The organism is Planctobacterium sp. AWM4_229 (genome assembly GCF_056160305.1).
The window spans coordinates 272,709-289,002 of sequence record NZ_JBSWWX010000003.1; the positions used below are offsets into that span (position 1 = coordinate 272,709).

The following is a 16,294-nucleotide window of genomic DNA, read 5'->3' on the forward strand; positions in this document are numbered from 1 at the left end:
AAATGATTGAGCCCTTGTAAATATTCAATAGCTCAGTTCCTTATTAAAGCATATTGAACTTTGCTGCGAAATTGCACGGAAAATAACAACATGCTCTTTGCTATTGTATTGATAAGTCAGTTTGAGTCAATTTGCCTTTTAACAATTGACTATAACAACTTTTTTTCCATGGATTCGAAGTCGCCGTACAGGGCTTCACAGTTGGATTGCGTCGCTTTACTCACAATTACAATCGCTATGGTTGCCGCCAGAAATCCGGGCACAATTTCATAAAGTTGACTGCTTAATGGTTGGCTGTCGGGGCCAATCGGGGCGTAAATCCAAACCAGCACGGTAATGGCCCCGGTTAACATCCCCGCAATGGCGCCAGCACGGGTAGTCTGCTTCCAGAACAAGCTAAACAAAATTAGCGGACCAAACGCCGCGCCAAATCCGGCCCACGCATTGGAAACCAGTGAAAGAATTGAGCTGTCGCGGTCATGGGCTATATAAATTGCCAGAGCCGCAACCAGGAATATACTGATTCGACTCACCAACAGCACCTTATTTTGTGGCGCCTGACGGTCGATAAATTCATGGTATAGATCGGTGGCCAAAGAGCTAGAAGTCACCAGTAATTGTGAGGATATGGTGCTCATAATAGCTGCCAGGATAGCTGCTAATAAGAACCCTGAAATAAAGGGATGGAATAGAGTATTGGACAATAATATGAATATGGTTTCAGGATCGGACAGTGACAACTGCATCTGCTGTACGTAAGCCAGTCCGGTCAAGCCAACACTCAAAGCTCCAATCAAGGTTACCAGCATCCAGCTCATGCCGATTTTGCGGGCAACTTTAAGTTCTTTAACGCCGGAAATTGCCATAAAACGCACTATAATATGTGGCTGACCAAAATAGCCAAGGCCCCATGCCATACTAGAAACAATAGCGATTGCAGAAACGCCATTGACCAAATTAAATGCTTCAGCATTGACTTGCTCGATGATGGTGCCCGTTTCAGCAATACCGCCCAGTTGAAAAATTGCGACAACAGGTACCATGATCAAAGCAACGAACATGATGCAGCCTTGTACAAAATCCGTCATGCTAACGGCGAGGTAGCCGCCGAATAGGGTGTAAACCACTACAATACCTGCGGTGATATAAAGTCCTAATTCGTAGGGAAGTTCAAATGCACTTTCGAATAACTTGCCACCGCCAACGACACCTGAAGAGGTATATATGGCGAAGAAAATAATGATAACCACGGCAGATATGATGCGCAGTAAGCGAGTGTTGTCTTTAAAGCGGCTTTCCAGAAAATCTGGAATAGTTAATGAGTTAGTCACTTCGGTATAGGTTCTCAGTCTTGGCGCAACAAAGGTGTAATTACACCAGGCGCCAATTAGCAATCCAACGCCGATCCAACTGCTGGCGAGCCCACTGATATACATTGCACCGGGCAAGCCCATTAACATCCAGCCGCTCATATCAGAAGCGCCCGCTGATAATGCGGTTACCGCAGGACCAACTTTACGCCCACCTAGTAAGAAGCCAGAGACCGACGCGTCATTGGTTTTAAAGGCAAACAGACCAATAGCCAACATGGCAGTAAAATAGATAGCGAGGGCAAGAAGTAGGTAGGGGTCCATAAAAATTCCGTATTGTGATTATTCTTTTCTGAATTGAAATCCCATGATGACATTTTCTGACAGTAAAAATCCAGTTTTGTGATCCGGCTCTAACAATAAAAAATCCGCCGAAGCGGATTTCTTAGATTTCATTAAAGTGCTGTTTAAGCCGAAAATCGCATGGCGTTTTTCAGCCTGATTTCCAGTTCTTCATTTACCTTGCCTTTTTCACCGATGATAGTGACATCGGCTTTTTGTGCTTTCCAACTTCTGCCTTCAAAAGCACCGTCCTGAAAGTGGCTGTCGATTTGTTTCTCAAAATCCTCGGGCGTAACAAACAAGGTAATATCGCCTTGTTCAGTATGCATTACCATGTGCAGACTTTTTTGATTTTCAAAAAAACAAAAGTTGGCGTAGGTTATTTTTCCAACGGTTTGCATCATCTCTCCACCAAATGTGGCCAGCTTGGTATTTACCTCATCAAGAGAAACATCGCGAGATACTCGTTGTGTGTATTCTTGTTCGTGGTACATATGGGCCATTGCCAGATCCGCTCCGGTGCGGATGTCTGGTGATTGACCGAAAAAGGTAAAACTCAAACCAACGGCAAATGCGATGCTTGCTGCCATGGCTAACTGAATGTAATGGTTACGTCGATTGGGCAGGGCAACTACTTTGTCGTTTGTCTGTGCTGGCGCAGTAACCGCTTCTGACGCATTTAATTCCTGTTGAGGGATTGCCAGCAACTTGGCTGCTAAACCTTCTGGTACAGCAACATTACTCGCCCTTTGCATGGCGTGATCCAGTGCTTGCATTTCGTCACGATAAACTCTTAGCGTTTCATCTTTCGCTATCGCTTGCACAATGGTCTCATCTTCACTGAAGGGATCGGCAGCAATAGCTTGTTTAATTTGTTCTAAATCCGATGTGGATGTCATTACTTACTTCTCACCTTTTTCAAGGGCTTCTTTCAATTGATTTCGGGCCCTAAATAATCTGGTCATTACCGTGTTTTTATTGAGTTGTAACTCTTGCGCGATTTCTTCGCCATTGAAGCCAAATATTACCTGTAACATCAATGGCTCTCGGTATTCATCACTCAGGTTCGCCATCAATCCATGTAACTCATCATGTTCTAACTGAGTATCATGATGAGGGCCTTCGTCAGCCAGGGAAACGTCATCCATATCTACCAGATCGAATTGTTTTCGTTCAAAACGACGGGCATTTTCTCGCCGCAAAATCGTGATAAGCCACGCTTTGGCGGCTTTATCATCCTTGAGTGAATCAAGTGATTTCCAGGCTCTTAAAAAGGTTTCCTGAACTACGTCTTCCGCAATCGCTTTGTCCTTTATCAGCCAATAAGCGTAACGATAAACGTCGCCGTGCAGGTCCTTCACCAGCTTTTCATACTTTCTTTGCTTTTCCTGAGTATTCATTGGGACCGTATCAAGTTATTTTTGCTTTCGTGATTTCATCACAATTTTTATACTTTTGTTATAAAGCGTACCTGATAGTTTACAAAGGAAAACCTTAATACGGCCCGAGGTATAAATTCGGGCCTATCTGATACACGCATTCAACGGATATTACGTTGTTTTAACTAGCAATTAAACCACACTACCTATGCAGTGGGATAGAGTGGTGCCAGGTTTGTCGTGGTTGAGTTATTGCGGGTTTGTTTTTGCTGCTTCTGAGTTACGCTTAATAAGTTTTTAAGAACCGCTTTTTCATCGCCACCGGATTGCTTGCCATAGAAATGGCCATAAAAGTCATCAATAGCCTGTTTCAGTTCTGCATTGCCCAGCACTTCCAAATGGGTATAAACCGAGACGTTTTGCGCCCCTGAAACACTGCTTAACCAAGGCAGTAACAGTTGATGAATACGATTCAAATCCGGCTGCTTGCGCATCAGTTCTTTTTGTAGATCCTGCCAATGAGGCTTAATGGTTTTCGCTGCAACAGTTACTTCAGGAGCCGCAGGCTTTAGTGTTTTAGACGAGATATACCAAGCCAGTATGGTGATAAGCCATAACCCGCTTAAAATCCAACTGCTCAGCGACCACCACTGTGGCGTGTTAGTCGTTTGTTGCCTTGTAATGTTAGTTTCACTGGTAATTGGAATGACAGGCTCAGTTTGTGTGATTTCAGGTAATGCCTGCGGAGCATTGGCTGGCGGCAATACTTGAACCGTGCGCGCGGGCAAGGTGGCGGTTTCGGTTTTTTTGGTGATCACATTGAACCAATTTAACGAAACTTCAGGAATAATCATGGTGCCCGGTTCATTGGGGATAAGGGCTACCGTCTCAGTTCGCTGAGCAACTATGGTGCCATTGCGCTGTACTCTGGCGGTTTCAGCTTGATCCGGATAGGCTTTCATCGCGGGAGGATACAGGGTGTCCAGCTCAGGCAACTGAGTTTCGGTAACGCCAACGGCGGTAAGGGTTATTGTGCGTGTCACGGGGGTGCCTACGCGATATTCGTCATCGGGTGTTTGCCATTCTTCGGTTAGTTGTACGAACTCAGATGGCAACCAGTGCTCGTTATAGCCATCGGGGATGGGCAGTACCTGAATATCCACATCTTTGGCGATACGTTGCACATTGCGGGTTCGGTTGAAAAAACCAAAACTCTGACGGCTGTTATCTACCACTTCACCGTCAAATAGCGGTCCTCTAATAGTAAATTCACCACTGCTATTGGGAATGATGGAAAACGTGCGTTCGATAATTCGGTAGCGTTTGCCATCGATGATATCAGTAAATTCTCGATCTTTGCCCACTTGCTCTATATCAGCACCTGGCAATTCCGGTTGGCTCAAGCTGCCGCTTTGCAAATCTACAGCAAGGTGAAGGCGGGTTGTGTATTTGATTTGTTGTTGTACGTAAACCGTTTCGCGCTCTGCTTCTGCGGTAATGTAAATATCACGGGTTTGAGCGGCATTAGCGGAAGATACCGGGACAACTTCTATGTTGATGGGGGCAGTGGTTAACCCCGCCACATTGAGCGCCGGAATGGTAAAAGTACCGGGCGTTCTGGGTATCAGGGTTGTCGTCCAGGTGGTGGAGCGGGTTGTTTCAAAATTGATCATTTGGGTTTGACGGCTGACGCTGGTGCGTCCTACTACAAAGTCGCGTAGCAGCGGTGAATTGTCAAATTCATCACCGGGCACGTCATCATTGACGGTAACGGTTAGACGGAAGGACTCTTCCACCATTACCGGGTTTTTGTCTACGGTGGCTACCGCTTCAGTGGGTGCGGCGAAGCTCAACCTTGCGCTAAAGGCAAACAAACAAATTAAAAGCAATACTGTGTGTTTAACGTGAATTTGCATGATCTACCAGTTTTTTTGTTGTGAATTAGGGAGACGCTGACGCTGGCGGCGCTTTTGCTCCAGTAACATTTTTCGTTTTAATAAGAACGCCGGGTCGTCTGGCACTTTACGCAACCAGTTTTCAATTTTTTGCAGCTGTTCTTTTTGTTCATCGGTTAGCTCAGGTTGCTCTTGCATCTGGGCTTGTTGTTCTTGTTGATTTTCCTGCTCTTGTTGCTGTTGCTCCGATTGCGCTTCTTGCTCTTGTTGTTCTTGTTCCTGCTGCTGTGATTCTTGCGATTGTTGCTCGGATTGCTGTTCCTGTTGTTCTTGTTCTGAGCTGTCTTGTTGCTGCGAGCTATCCTGCTGCTGTTGCTCTTGCTGCTGGTTTTCATCACTTTGAGAATCTTGCTGTTGTTCTTGATCTGATTGCTGATCCTGCTCTTGCTCGGAATCGTCAGAACTTTCAGAGTTTTTCTCCTGGTTTTGCTGCTGTTGCTGTTCTAGCAAGTCTTCCAGGAACTGTTTGTTTTCAGCCGCATTGGGGTAGTCAGGGTCCATTTCCAGTACCCGCTCGTAGGCAGCGATAGCTTCCTGAAACTGTTGTGATTGCGCCAAACTGTTGGCAAGGCCAAAATTGCCATCAGGTGTGTCAAGTCCTGAGTATACTTCAGCAGCAGCTTCGTAATCTCCGGCGTTAAAATGAGATAAACCTTTCCACAGAGGATCGTTAAATTGTTCTGCGGCGGTTGTAAAATCTTCCTGCTGGTAACTTTGTGCGCCTTGCTGATCAGGGGTTTGCCATAAATCTTGCCACCAATCTGCAGAGGCCGGTTGTGGAGTCGCCGCAAACCATCCCACTAAGAATACTGGCAGTACGCCTTTTCTAAAGCTGTAGGCTGCAATAGGCAGTAAAAGCAATAATAACCAAGGACCAAATTCTCGCCACTGGTCGCCGAAGCTGTCTTCTGAGGTTTCACCTTGAGATTCCTGGGGTTCAAACAAGGATTCCGTTAAATACTGAATATCCGCATCGTCAGGGCGACTGACAATCAGCTTGCCACCGGTACTGCTGGCAATGGTAGAGAGGGCGGAAGTGCGCAATCTCGGGATGACCACTGCCCCTGAACTATCTTTTAAAAAGTTGCCGTTGATATCTTTTATCGGTGCGCCTTCTTCAGTGCCAATGGCAAGTATATTAATAGTGTGCTCGTGGTCTGATAACAGGTTGCGGATTGGTGCCACCTCGGAAAGTTCTACTCCGTCGGTGATCCAATAGATCTCGCCACTTTGGTAACCAGCATTTTTTAATAGTTCAAAGGTGGTTTCCAATGCAAACAGGGCATCGCTGCCTTGAGATGGCATAATTTCCGGCGACAAACTGGGTATCAGTGCATGCAGGTTTTGAATATCCGAGGTGAGGGGACTGATCACAAAAGCATCACCGGCATAGGCGACTAATCCAGTCTCGCCTTCTTCTAATAACGACACCAAATCCATCGCTTTAAAGCGCGTTCTTGACAAGCGATTGGGTTTGATGTCTTCGGCTCGCATCGACATGGACATGTCCATTAACACCACTTTGCCTTTACTCACCTGATAAACAGGTTGCGGCAATCGCTCCCATGTGGGACCAGCCAAAGCCAGACAGGTTAACATCCAACCGCAAAATAATAATAACCAAGGTGGCGTGTGTTGCTTTTCAGTTCGGGTGCTAATGAGATTATCGTACAGATGGTTGGCCAATACGCCCTGCCAACCTGATTGCTTTCTCACTTGTTTGCGCAATAAAAACAATAAACATACCAATGGCAGCATCGCTAGTAACCAAAAGGGGCGCAAAAATTGAAAGTTGTCCACAAGTGCTAATAAATCATTCATCTTGAAGCTCCCCTCAGCGAAAACAGCAGATTCCTGATAAGTGGTATTAACGCCATTAAAACGGTTGTGAAAAGGGCAAAGGCAAGCGGATAATAGAACAGCGCTTTTAGCGGACGCATTTGGCGAGACTCCCGCTCTATAGGCTCCAGTTCATCTAATGTGGCGTAAATACTCTCCAGCTCTTGAACATCTCGGGCTCGGAAATATTGGCCGCCAGTGACGTTAGCGAGCTCAGTGAGCATGGATTCATCCAGCTCCGCAGAAGGGTTAATACGACGATTTCCGAATAACCCGCGGGCCATCATTTGATCGGCACCAACACCGATAGTGTATACAGTAATGCCCTCAGCGACAGCCAGCTCTTGTGCTTGTGCAGGTTCAAGGTTACCTGCGGTGTTTTGCCCATCGGTGAGCAAGATCAACACCCGGTTTGAGTCTTCTTTCAGGCGAAAGCGCTTTACTGCCAGCCCCACTGCATCACCAATTGCGGTACGCTCACCCACCAGTTTGATTAGCGATTCATTTAGCAGTGTTCTAACCGTCTCCCGATCGTAAGTTAGCGGTGCTTGCAGATAGGCGGTATCACCAAACAAAATCAATCCGATGCGGTCGCCCACTCGGCGCTCAATAAAGTCGTTAAGCACGTATTTTATCATCTGCAGTCGATTAACGGTTCGACCATTGATGGACATGTCTTCCATTTCCATACTGCCGGATAAATCTACGGCGATCATCAGATCACGTCCTTCAGAAGGGATACTGACGGGGTCGCCTAACCACTGTGGGCGTGCAGCGGCAACCACCAAAGACAGCCATGCAAGGGTTGCCAGAAACAAGGTCAGACGACTTTTAGAGGCGGGTTTATCCACTGTCTGCATACCCGACGTTAGCTGTGGCACCATAAGCGCAGCTTCTTGTTGATTGTTTTTACCCGGCAATAGACGTATCAGCAAGGGTAAGGGTAAGAATGCGAAAGCCCATATCCAGAGAAACTCAATCATGTCTTACCTCCGCGTTGCGCATCTGTTTCTTGCTAGGAGGTAAAGCCTGCTTTAAGTATTCGGTGGTCAACTGAATAACATCGATATCTGTGGCATTGCCTTGTTGGCCGCTGCGTTGATATAGCCCGGAATCCAATGCCTGAAAAAGCGTTTCAAAGCGCGACTTTTTATTGGCTTTTATTTGCAGCTTTAAAAAGTCTGTCCAGCTGGCGCCATGCAAACTTGCCACATGGGCAGGGGAAAAATAGCTAATAAAGACGCGTTTAAGAATTTTATTGCACTGAGCAAGAGTATCGTCTGCATCGTTTGGCAGTGCGCCTAGTGTTGTAAGGGCCTCCCGTAGCGCTTTGCGTTTTTTATGTCTTGATATTAACCAGAAACATAAACTCACCAGCGCAATCAAGCTCACTGCGAGCAATACCCACCAACCCCAAGCCAGCGGCCACAGGCCAATTTCAGCCCCTTGAGGGTTTTGACTAAATGATTCAGGTAAATTTATCGGCATGCCTTGCATCTGTTCAACCTCAAGCTATTTTCTGCAACGGGTTGAGCTGCATTTCAAGCGGCAAGCCACAATTCACATCCATCACTTGTACTTGTGCTTGCTCCAACATCTTGCGATTTTCCGCCATAAATCTGGCGTGAATTTGTTGATAGTCCATTGCCTGGTGTTGTTCACCCAACGTGATGGTTTGGCGCTTTTTACCATCGGTAATGGCAACGGTTTGTGGTAAAGACACCTTAGGCAACTGATGCTCAAATGGATCGCTTATACGATAACCAATGACTTCGCAATGTCGGGACAGTTGTGAAAGATGCCGCTGTGCTGTGGCGCTTAAGTGTAAAAAATCACTTAATATAAACACCGCAGAGCCCGGGCGTGCAAGACGTCGAATCCGGGCGCATGCGTCATCAAATACCTGTTCTGGTGCTTCAGACATGACATTTTCGTGTAAGTTCTTAATACCACTTAACAATGAAAGCACCGCTTTTTGTCGAGTCATGGGTTTGAATTCGCGATGTTGTTTTTCGTTGAAAACTAGTCCACCAATTCGATCGCCACGCTTGGCTGCGGTCCAGGCGATAAGTGCTGCCAGATGTGATGCCATCACTGATTTGAAAAGCAATTGCGTGCCAAAGTGCATGGAGTGAGACAAATCCACGAGAATAAAAACCGGTCTTTCTTTTTCTTCGCGAAATAACTTGGTGTGGGTTTTCCCCGTGCGCGCCGTGACTCGCCAATCAATTGCCCGGATATCGTCACCGGGCTGATAATGGCGGGCTTCGTCAAACTCCATACCGCGACCTTTCATTTTGGTCAGGTAGGTGCCTGCCAGACGCGCCTGAACCGTTTTACGCGGATTCAGATTCAATAGGCTGGTTCTATTTCGGTAATACAGCAATTCGGCCATATCAACGGCAACACCATTGCTGCGGTGTTCATTTAACCAGGTTGCAACATCAAACTGCGCCATGCTGAATCTCCTAAGGCACAGGCACCAGTTCCAGGATCAGATCAAGCACCTGATCAGCGGTAATACCCTCAGCTTCGGCTTCGTAAGATAGCAATATTCTGTGGCGCAGGGTGTTGTGCACTACCGCTTGGATATCGTCAGGACCGACGTAATCACGACCGTTCAACCAGGCGTGCGCTCTGGCACACTTATCCAGTGAAATCGTGGCGCGAGGACTGGCACCAAATTCCAACCATCGGGCAAGTCTGTCATCGTATTTCTGTCCTTGGCGGGTGGCAATGATGAGTTCCACCAGGTAGCGCTCAAGTCCTGAGTCTAAGTGCATCGATAGCACTTCTTCTCGGGCTTTAAATATTTGCTCCTGGGTTAATGGTGTTGGTACCGGCACTTTATTCTTAAGCGCTTCTGACCGGGTGAGCTTCAGGATTTCTAATTCGGTTTCCGCTCCGGTGTAGTCCACATTTAAATGCATAAGAAAGCGGTCTAACTGTGCTTCAGGTAGGGGATAGGTACCTTCCTGCTCAATGGGGTTTTGCGTCGCCATGACCAGAAACAAAGAGGACAAAGGATAGGTTTTGTTGCCCACGGTAATTTGCTGCTCTGCCATCGCCTCCAGCAAAGCTGATTGTACTTTTGCCGGGGCGCGATTGATTTCATCGGCTAATACCAGGTTGTGAAACAGCGGACCTTTTTGAAAAACAAACTCACCTGTTTCTGGGCGATAAATATCGGTACCGGTCAAATCAGCAGGTAATAAGTCAGGGGTAAACTGAACGCGATGGAAGTCGCCTTCTATGCCTTTGGCTAATGCATTAACCGCTCTGGTCTTGGCCAATCCCGGAGGTCCTTCTACCAGAAGGTGTCCGTCGGCCAATAACGCGATGAGTATATTCTTGGTAAATTCGGGCTGCCCGATAACCTGTGAATCCAGATAAGTTTTTAACGTTCGGAATTGTTCAGCTGACATAAGTATTATTTTTCTACTTTGTTGATTGAAACGCGGTAAAAGCGCAATTTTAAACTATCCTCAATGGGCCGAAAGCGGATCGTTATCCGTTTTTCAGGGGCACATTGATACCAAAAATAAGAGCGTGCAGTCTATATAAGGTTCCATCTGAGAAAAACAATGTTACAAAGCGATAGAAACAAGCTGAATGTTTGTACAAATGGAATATTGAACGGTGAATTTTTCACTTTAGATTGTAATTTCTAATCAAAAAGTTAAAATCACAAAAAATTAACAGGTCTGACCACTCAGAGGTGTAACATGTCCAAACAGCAATCAGTCACCACCAGAGACGGTGAACGCATTGCCATCGTCGCAGGTTTAAGAACTCCTTTCGCTAAAATGGCGACGTATTTTCACGGTATTCCGGCATTAGATTTAGGCAAAATGGTTGTCAACGAAATGTTGGTGCGCAATGACGTCAAGCCAGAGTGGGTTGAACAAGTGGTATATGGCCAGGTAGTACAAATGCCTGAGGCGCCAAACATTGCCAGAGAAATCGTTTTAGGTACCGGAATGAATGTTGGTACCGATGCTTACAGCGTGTCACGCGCTTGTGCCACCAGTTTTCAAGCGGCGGTTAATGTCGCCGAATCCATGATGGCTGGAACTATCGATGTGGGTATTGCCGGTGGCGCTGACTCAACATCAGTATCTCCAATCGGAGTTTCTAAAAAATTAGCTCGCGCCCTTGTGGATGCCCAAAAAGCAAAAACCATGGGGCAAAAATGGGCGATTTTCAAAAAGTTGGGCTTAAAAGATTTAATGCCCGTACCGCCCGCCGTTGCAGAATACTCAACGGGTTTGTCGATGGGACAAACTGCTGAGCAAATGGCTAAAACACATCAAATTGCCCGTGAAGACCAAGACGCCTTGGCACACCGTTCCCACACTAATGCCGCAGCCAGCTGGAATGAGGGCAAATTAGATGGCGAAGTAATGACAGCCTGGGCCGAACCTTTTAAAGGCGCCCTGGACAAAGATAACAATATTCGCTTCGATTCAACACTGGAAGGCTATAAGAAGCTACGCCCGGTATTCGATAAGAAGTACGGATCCGTTACAGCGGCCAACGCAACCCCCTTAACCGATGGGGCCTCAGCAGTTCTGATGATGACCGAGAGCAAAGCCAAAGCCTTAGGATATAAACCTTTGGGTTATATCAAGAGTTATGCTTTCGCTGCGATTGATGTTTGGGAAGACATGCTAATGGGGCCTTCTTATGCGACGCCGATTGCGCTGGACAGAGCCGGAATGACCCTTAATGACTTAACACTGATAGAGATGCACGAAGCTTTTGCCGCACAGACACTGGCAAATGTGAAGATGTTCGCCAGTGACAAGTTCGCCCAGGAAAAGCTGGGACGCGACAAAGCAACAGGCGAAATTGACATGGAAAAATTCAATGTTATGGGAAGCTCCATTGCCTATGGTCACCCGTTTGCTGCTACGGGAACGCGTATGATCACTCAAATGCTGAACGAGCTGAATCGCCGCGGCGGTGGCACCGGATTGCTGACAGCCTGCGCAGCAGGTGGATTAGGCGCAGCAATGATTGTTGAAACTGAATAACCGGCCAGGATTGGAGAAGTTAAAATGACTGAACAAGTACAAAGCGCCTTCACCTTAGAAAAGTTTGATGATGGCATTGCCGTTCTCACCATGGATGTGCCGGGCGAGAGCATGAATACCCTGAAAGCCGAATTCGGTGAGCAAATTACCAGCATGCTGGATGACATCGAAAAAGATACCGACATAAAAGGTGTTGTTTTGGCCAGTGGCAAACCATCTTCTTTCGTGGCGGGGGCTGATATTACGATGCTAGCTGCCTGTAAAACGGCGGAAGAAGCGGAGGCTCTGTCTAAAGGCGGGCAACAAGTTTTTGACCGGATGGAGAATTTTCGCGTGCCATTTGTTGCTGCAATACATGGTCCAGCCTTGGGGGGGGGCCTGGAGCTGGCGCTGGCGTGTCATTACCGAGTTTGTACCGATAGCCCAAAAACACAACTAGGTGTACCAGAAGTACAACTTGGTTTGTTGCCGGGTAGTGGTGGTACTCAGCGTTTGCCTGCATTGATTGGTATTCAGCAGGCGATGAAAATGATGTTAACTGGCGCACCAGCGCGTCCTAAGCAAGCTAAAAAGTACGGTATTGTCGATGAGGTGGTGCCAGAGAGTGTATTGCTGGATGTGGCCCGCAAATTCGCCCTGAAAGGTAAACCAAACAGAAAACCACCTGTGTTGAAAGGAGCAAACAAGTTCCTTGAAGGAACCACGCTGGGCCGTCAAATCCTGTTTAAGCAGGCTCGCAAACAGACGTTAAGCAAAACCAAAGGCAATTACCCCGCGCCAGAGCATATTCTGGATATTATGGAAGCCAGTGGTGGTAAGGCCACGAAACGCGGTTACGAGTTGGAAGCCAAATATTTTGGCAAGCTGGTGATGACGCCTGAGTCAGAGCAACTGCGCAATATTTTCTTTGCTACGACAGAGATGAAGAAAGAAACCGGCGTAGAAGGTGTTGCGCCAGTTAAAATGGAAAAAGTGGGTGTCTTAGGTGGCGGTTTAATGGGCGGTGGAATCGCTTTTGTAACGGCCAGTAAAGCCAAGGTGCCTGCGCGTATTAAAGATGTGCGTGCTGAAGGTATTGCCAACGCCATGAAATACAGCTATGACTTGCTAAACAAAAAAGTGAAGCGCAAGTTCATGCGCAAATCTGAAATGCAAAAGCAAATGGCGATGCTGACGGGGTCGCTAAACTACGATGGCTTCAAAGATACCGACATCGTTGTTGAAGCGGTTTTTGAAGATTTGAACCTGAAGCAACAAATGGTGAGTGATGTTGAGAGTAACTGCAAAGAATCCACTATTTTTGCGTCTAACACTTCGTCTATTCCAATTCGTCAGATTGCGGAAAAAGCAGCACGCCCGGAACAGGTGATCGGTTTACACTACTTTTCTCCAGTAGATAAAATGCCGCTTGCCGAGGTTATTGCTCATGAAAAAACCTCGGACGAAACGATATCCACCACCGTAGAATTTGCCAAAAAGCAAGGCAAGACGCCTATCGTAGTTAAAGACGGTGCGGGTTTTTATGTGAACCGTATTTTGGCTCCCTATATGAACGAGGCGGCAAACGTGTTGCTTGCCGGTGAGCCCATTGAACATATTGATGCTGCGCTGGTTAAATTTGGTTTCCCGGTAGGTCCGATGAAGTTACTGGATGAAGTGGGCATTGATGTGGGCGCGAAGATTTCACCTATCCTGGTGGCCGATCTTGGAGAGCGTTTTAAAGCGCCAGATGCTTTTGATAAGTTACTTGCCGATGATCGCAAAGGCAAAAAGAACGGTCGTGGCTTGTATAGCTACACTGGCAAGAAACCAGGCAAAGAAGTGGATACTTCCGTGTACTCACTACTGGGTATCGAGACTTCTAAGAAAATGAGCTTTGAGCAAATCGCAGAGCGTTGTGTGTTGTTGATGCTTAATGAAGCGGCCTTGTGTCTTGCCGAAGGGGTGATCCGCAACCCGCGCGATGGTGACATTGGTACTATCTTTGGTATTGGTTTCCCCCCGTTCTTAGGTGGACCATTCCGCTACATGGATAGTTTAGGTGTAAGCCATGTTGTTTCCAGACTTGAGCACTATCAAGGGCAATTTGGCGATAAATTTGCCCCCGCTGATATATTGAAAACGATGGCCAAAGAGAATAAATCGTTTTACTAGACACTACCTTGAAAGGTACAGAAAGGCCCTTCGGGGCCTTTTTTATTGGCCTCGTCCTATTCTCTCACCCAAATCTATGCTCTTATCAAAGTGGGTGTATAAACCATCTATGCTGTTAGTACATAAATCAAACCATGCTTTTGTGGTCATGAGGTTCTGTGCTGGCAACAAACGTTCCTGAACTTGCTGAATGATGGCAGTTATAAGGGCTTTTTTCTGGCGGCTTTGCACATCTTTTTCTTGCAACGATTCTGCGGTTTGTTGCAATTTTTGACTTAAGTAGCACAGTCTGATTTTGGTGATGCTTTCACACTTTTTCGATGCAGTTACGCTCGTGCCTATGGCTCTGGTTTGACCGACAAACTCAATAGTATTCAGCAAGGCGATGGTGGTTTGCTCAAAGTCAGATGAGTTAGATGCAGAACGGAAGCTCGTCATCCAAGAGATTTCATCTTCTATGGCAAAGATAAGTTGCTTTATTAGGGTATTGTGCAGCTTAAAATTATCTTCCACACTCTTTTGTTGCCAATGTTTCGATAGCTCCTGCCATAGTTGTATAGTAGCTTGCCAGTTGCGGTTTTTACTGGGGGCATGTTTCAGTGAATTAATGCCTTCGTTAATTTTCGCTTCTAACCCGAGGAGATCTTTTTGTGTCGTTTCATCTCCGTTTAAAAAAGCGGTAGATTTTCCGCGATGTTGTTGAAACAGCCACATTAAGTGTCGCCAGGCTCTGAGGTGTATGGAGGCGGTATTAATTTTCTGATTTTTAATCTCTTTTTGTTTGTAGTGACTGATAAAGCAAACAGAAACAAATGCACAGGTTACCAATAAAAACAAAATAGTTAACATCGCTACATCCTCTCATAACAGGCTTCAAAGTACGGGGAGTTACACCACCAGACGACTGTCGTTGGTGAGTGACCATACGTGATCCGCAATACGCGCAGTTTGTTCTGCCGCATAGCCATTTTCTTGCGCTGTCACCGCCAGTTCTTCGAGATTGTTAGACATTTCCGCCGCTGCAAGTTGCTGCTGTTGAGAAGCTCCCGCTATAGTTTGAATGTCACAGGCTATCTGCGAAGAACGTTGGTTGATATTGTTCAATAGAGATTCAATGTTGCTTGCTTCTGCAACCGTGTCTTCAATTCTTTCGACCACTTGGGTCATACCCTCTGAGAGAACAAATGACTGCTTTTTTACATTCTGAATATGCTCGTTAATTTGATGTGCTGATTGGCTGGTTTTGTCAGCCAGAGTTCTTACTTCACTGGCAACTACCGCAAAGCCTTTGCCGTGCTCTCCCGCGCGGGCAGCTTCAATTGCCGCGTTAAGTGCCAACAGATTCGTTTGTGCTGAAACTTCGCCAATTAAGTCCGTTATTGAAGACACTCCTTGCGTCAGCTCTTCCAAGGTCTTTAATTGCAAAAATGATTGTTTTGACAAGTTGGCTACTTGCTCAATATGAGATCGAACTTCGCTGACGGAATGGACACCAGAATGACTTAACTCGTTAGTGGATTGCACGCTGGAACGAATATCTGCAATGTTGCGACTGACCTCGTTCAAGGTCTGTTCCACTTCAGCAATACCCGCCGCCAGGCTGCTGGTAGCTTGCGATTGCTGTAAAATATTAGTGGCTAATTGAGTTGAGTGATTGTTCAGCTCCTGGGTGGAGTGAGAAATTTCTGAAACCGAATCTTCGCTTACTGAAATTCTTCTTGCAGGAATATTTAATATGGCGAGTAATCTGGATTTAAATTGCTGTTCTGACTGTACATTTACCGTGTCGCTTGGTTTGCTATTAAAAGCCAAATGCAAGAATTCCAAGGTCTCGTGCAGTATCTTCTGGTATCTTGCCAGTAAATATAAATTCACCAATGCTTGTAGCACAATTAGTGCTAATAATCCCGGTGCCCAGTGGATCTGACTCGCCAGTAAAAGTGCCAGTAATACGCAAGTCAGGGTGAAATATAGGTAAAACTTTGAATCTACCCGTGATGTAAGTAGTGATGCGTGATCCCGTTGCATACAAATTCCTCTATATCCTGTAAAAGCCTGATAAATAGCAAAGCCAGTCCAGGTGGCTTCACGTTGAGCGGCTTTTTAACTCCTGTCAGTATCTTCAAAATGGATGCCATAACCGCACATTCGCTAAAAGGCTAATAGATTCATAGTGATAACGAACTTTAACAGGATTAAAAGTGGCCCGTTTGATACCCGAAATTCACTGTTACAGTGCAATTGCCCAAAAAAGCTTCAGGAGCCTGGGGAGGAAGAGT

13 protein-coding genes are annotated in these 16,294 nt (G+C 46.3%); 2 read left to right on the forward strand and 11 right to left on the reverse strand.

The window, feature by feature from the left end; genetic code table 11:
* Positions 1-149: 149 nt before the first annotated feature.
* The 9 genes from putP to ACXAGP_RS07590 all read right to left on the reverse strand — a co-directional run bounded on the left by putP (position 150) and on the right by ACXAGP_RS07590 (position 10,250).
* Positions 150-1,634: a sodium/proline symporter PutP gene (gene putP, locus ACXAGP_RS07550; RefSeq protein WP_475260550.1), complete on the reverse strand. Its 1,485-nt coding sequence runs from the start codon at positions 1,632-1,634 to the stop codon at positions 150-152.
* Between the two features lie 143 nt (positions 1,635-1,777).
* Positions 1,778-2,551: a DUF3379 family protein gene (locus tag ACXAGP_RS07555; protein WP_475260551.1), complete on the reverse strand. Its 774-nt coding sequence runs from the start codon at positions 2,549-2,551 to the stop codon at positions 1,778-1,780.
* Between the two features lie 3 nt (positions 2,552-2,554).
* Positions 2,555-3,052, reverse strand: coding sequence for a sigma-70 family RNA polymerase sigma factor (locus ACXAGP_RS07560; RefSeq protein ID WP_475260552.1), 498 nt, complete (start codon positions 3,050-3,052; stop codon positions 2,555-2,557).
* 185 nt (positions 3,053-3,237) lie between these two features.
* The gene (locus tag ACXAGP_RS07565; protein ID WP_475260554.1) at positions 3,238-4,947 is read right to left on the reverse strand and encodes a BatD family protein; all 1,710 of its coding nucleotides are present in this window, start codon (positions 4,945-4,947) and stop codon (positions 3,238-3,240) included.
* Positions 4,948-4,950: 3 nt separating this feature from the next.
* Entirely contained in the window at positions 4,951-6,807 is a 1,857-nt protein-coding gene (locus tag ACXAGP_RS07570; protein ID WP_475260555.1) for a vWA domain-containing protein, read from the reverse strand.
* A complete protein-coding gene (locus ACXAGP_RS07575) occupies positions 6,804-7,808 on the reverse strand; it encodes a vWA domain-containing protein (RefSeq protein WP_475260556.1) in 1,005 nt (334 codons plus the stop codon). The genes ACXAGP_RS07570 and ACXAGP_RS07575 overlap by 4 nt, the downstream gene beginning before the upstream one ends.
* Positions 7,801-8,313, reverse strand: coding sequence for a DUF4381 domain-containing protein (locus ACXAGP_RS07580; RefSeq protein ID WP_475260557.1), 513 nt, complete (start codon positions 8,311-8,313; stop codon positions 7,801-7,803). Before ACXAGP_RS07580 ends, ACXAGP_RS07575 begins: the two co-directional genes overlap by 8 nt.
* A gap of 19 nt (positions 8,314-8,332) precedes the next feature.
* The gene (locus tag ACXAGP_RS07585; RefSeq protein ID WP_475260558.1) at positions 8,333-9,283 is read right to left on the reverse strand and encodes a DUF58 domain-containing protein; all 951 of its coding nucleotides are present in this window, start codon (positions 9,281-9,283) and stop codon (positions 8,333-8,335) included.
* Positions 9,284-9,293: 10 nt separating this feature from the next.
* Positions 9,294-10,250, reverse strand: a complete 957-nt coding sequence (locus ACXAGP_RS07590; protein WP_475260559.1) for an AAA family ATPase — start codon at positions 10,248-10,250, stop codon at positions 9,294-9,296.
* Between the two features lie 300 nt (positions 10,251-10,550).
* Here ACXAGP_RS07590 and fadI point away from each other — a divergent pair, with 300 nt between their 5' ends.
* Both fadI and fadJ read left to right on the forward strand, forming a co-directional pair.
* Positions 10,551-11,861: an acetyl-CoA C-acyltransferase FadI gene (gene fadI, locus ACXAGP_RS07595; protein ID WP_475260560.1), complete on the forward strand. Its 1,311-nt coding sequence runs from the start codon at positions 10,551-10,553 to the stop codon at positions 11,859-11,861.
* A 24-nt stretch (positions 11,862-11,885) separates the two neighbouring features.
* Entirely contained in the window at positions 11,886-14,015 is a 2,130-nt protein-coding gene (fadJ, locus tag ACXAGP_RS07600; RefSeq protein WP_475260561.1) for a fatty acid oxidation complex subunit alpha FadJ, read from the forward strand.
* A 42-nt stretch (positions 14,016-14,057) separates the two neighbouring features.
* On the opposite strand, the gene ACXAGP_RS07605 is transcribed toward fadJ, so the two are convergent.
* Together ACXAGP_RS07605 and ACXAGP_RS07610 are read right to left on the reverse strand one after the other, a co-directional pair.
* Positions 14,058-14,864: a nitrate- and nitrite sensing domain-containing protein gene (locus ACXAGP_RS07605; protein WP_475260562.1), complete on the reverse strand. Its 807-nt coding sequence runs from the start codon at positions 14,862-14,864 to the stop codon at positions 14,058-14,060.
* Positions 14,865-14,903: 39 nt separating this feature from the next.
* Entirely contained in the window at positions 14,904-16,043 is a 1,140-nt protein-coding gene (locus tag ACXAGP_RS07610; RefSeq protein ID WP_475260563.1) for a methyl-accepting chemotaxis protein, read from the reverse strand.
* Between the last annotated feature and the right edge of the window lie 251 nt (positions 16,044-16,294).

Bases quoted from the DNA above. Each gene is read 5' to 3' on its own strand.
- putP (WP_475260550.1), bottom strand. From the start codon at position 1,634: ATGGACCCCTACCTACTTCTTGCCCTCGCTATCTATTTTACTGCCATG.
- ACXAGP_RS07555 (WP_475260551.1), bottom strand. From the start codon at position 2,551: ATGACATCCACATCGGATTTAGAACAAATTAAACAAGCTATTGCTGCC.
- ACXAGP_RS07560 (WP_475260552.1), bottom strand. From the start codon at position 3,052: ATGAATACTCAGGAAAAGCAAAGAAAGTATGAAAAGCTGGTGAAGGAC.
- ACXAGP_RS07565 (WP_475260554.1), bottom strand. From the start codon at position 4,947: ATGCAAATTCACGTTAAACACACAGTATTGCTTTTAATTTGTTTGTTT.
- ACXAGP_RS07570 (WP_475260555.1), bottom strand. From the start codon at position 6,807: ATGAATGATTTATTAGCACTTGTGGACAACTTTCAATTTTTGCGCCCC.
- ACXAGP_RS07575 (WP_475260556.1), bottom strand. From the start codon at position 7,808: ATGATTGAGTTTCTCTGGATATGGGCTTTCGCATTCTTACCCTTACCC.
- ACXAGP_RS07580 (WP_475260557.1), bottom strand. From the start codon at position 8,313: ATGCCGATAAATTTACCTGAATCATTTAGTCAAAACCCTCAAGGGGCT.
- ACXAGP_RS07585 (WP_475260558.1), bottom strand. From the start codon at position 9,283: ATGGCGCAGTTTGATGTTGCAACCTGGTTAAATGAACACCGCAGCAAT.
- ACXAGP_RS07590 (WP_475260559.1), bottom strand. From the start codon at position 10,250: ATGTCAGCTGAACAATTCCGAACGTTAAAAACTTATCTGGATTCACAG.
- fadI (WP_475260560.1), top strand. From the start codon at position 10,551: ATGTCCAAACAGCAATCAGTCACCACCAGAGACGGTGAACGCATTGCC.
- fadJ (WP_475260561.1), top strand. From the start codon at position 11,886: ATGACTGAACAAGTACAAAGCGCCTTCACCTTAGAAAAGTTTGATGAT.
- ACXAGP_RS07605 (WP_475260562.1), bottom strand. From the start codon at position 14,864: ATGTTAACTATTTTGTTTTTATTGGTAACCTGTGCATTTGTTTCTGTT.
- ACXAGP_RS07610 (WP_475260563.1), bottom strand. From the start codon at position 16,043: ATGCAACGGGATCACGCATCACTACTTACATCACGGGTAGATTCAAAG.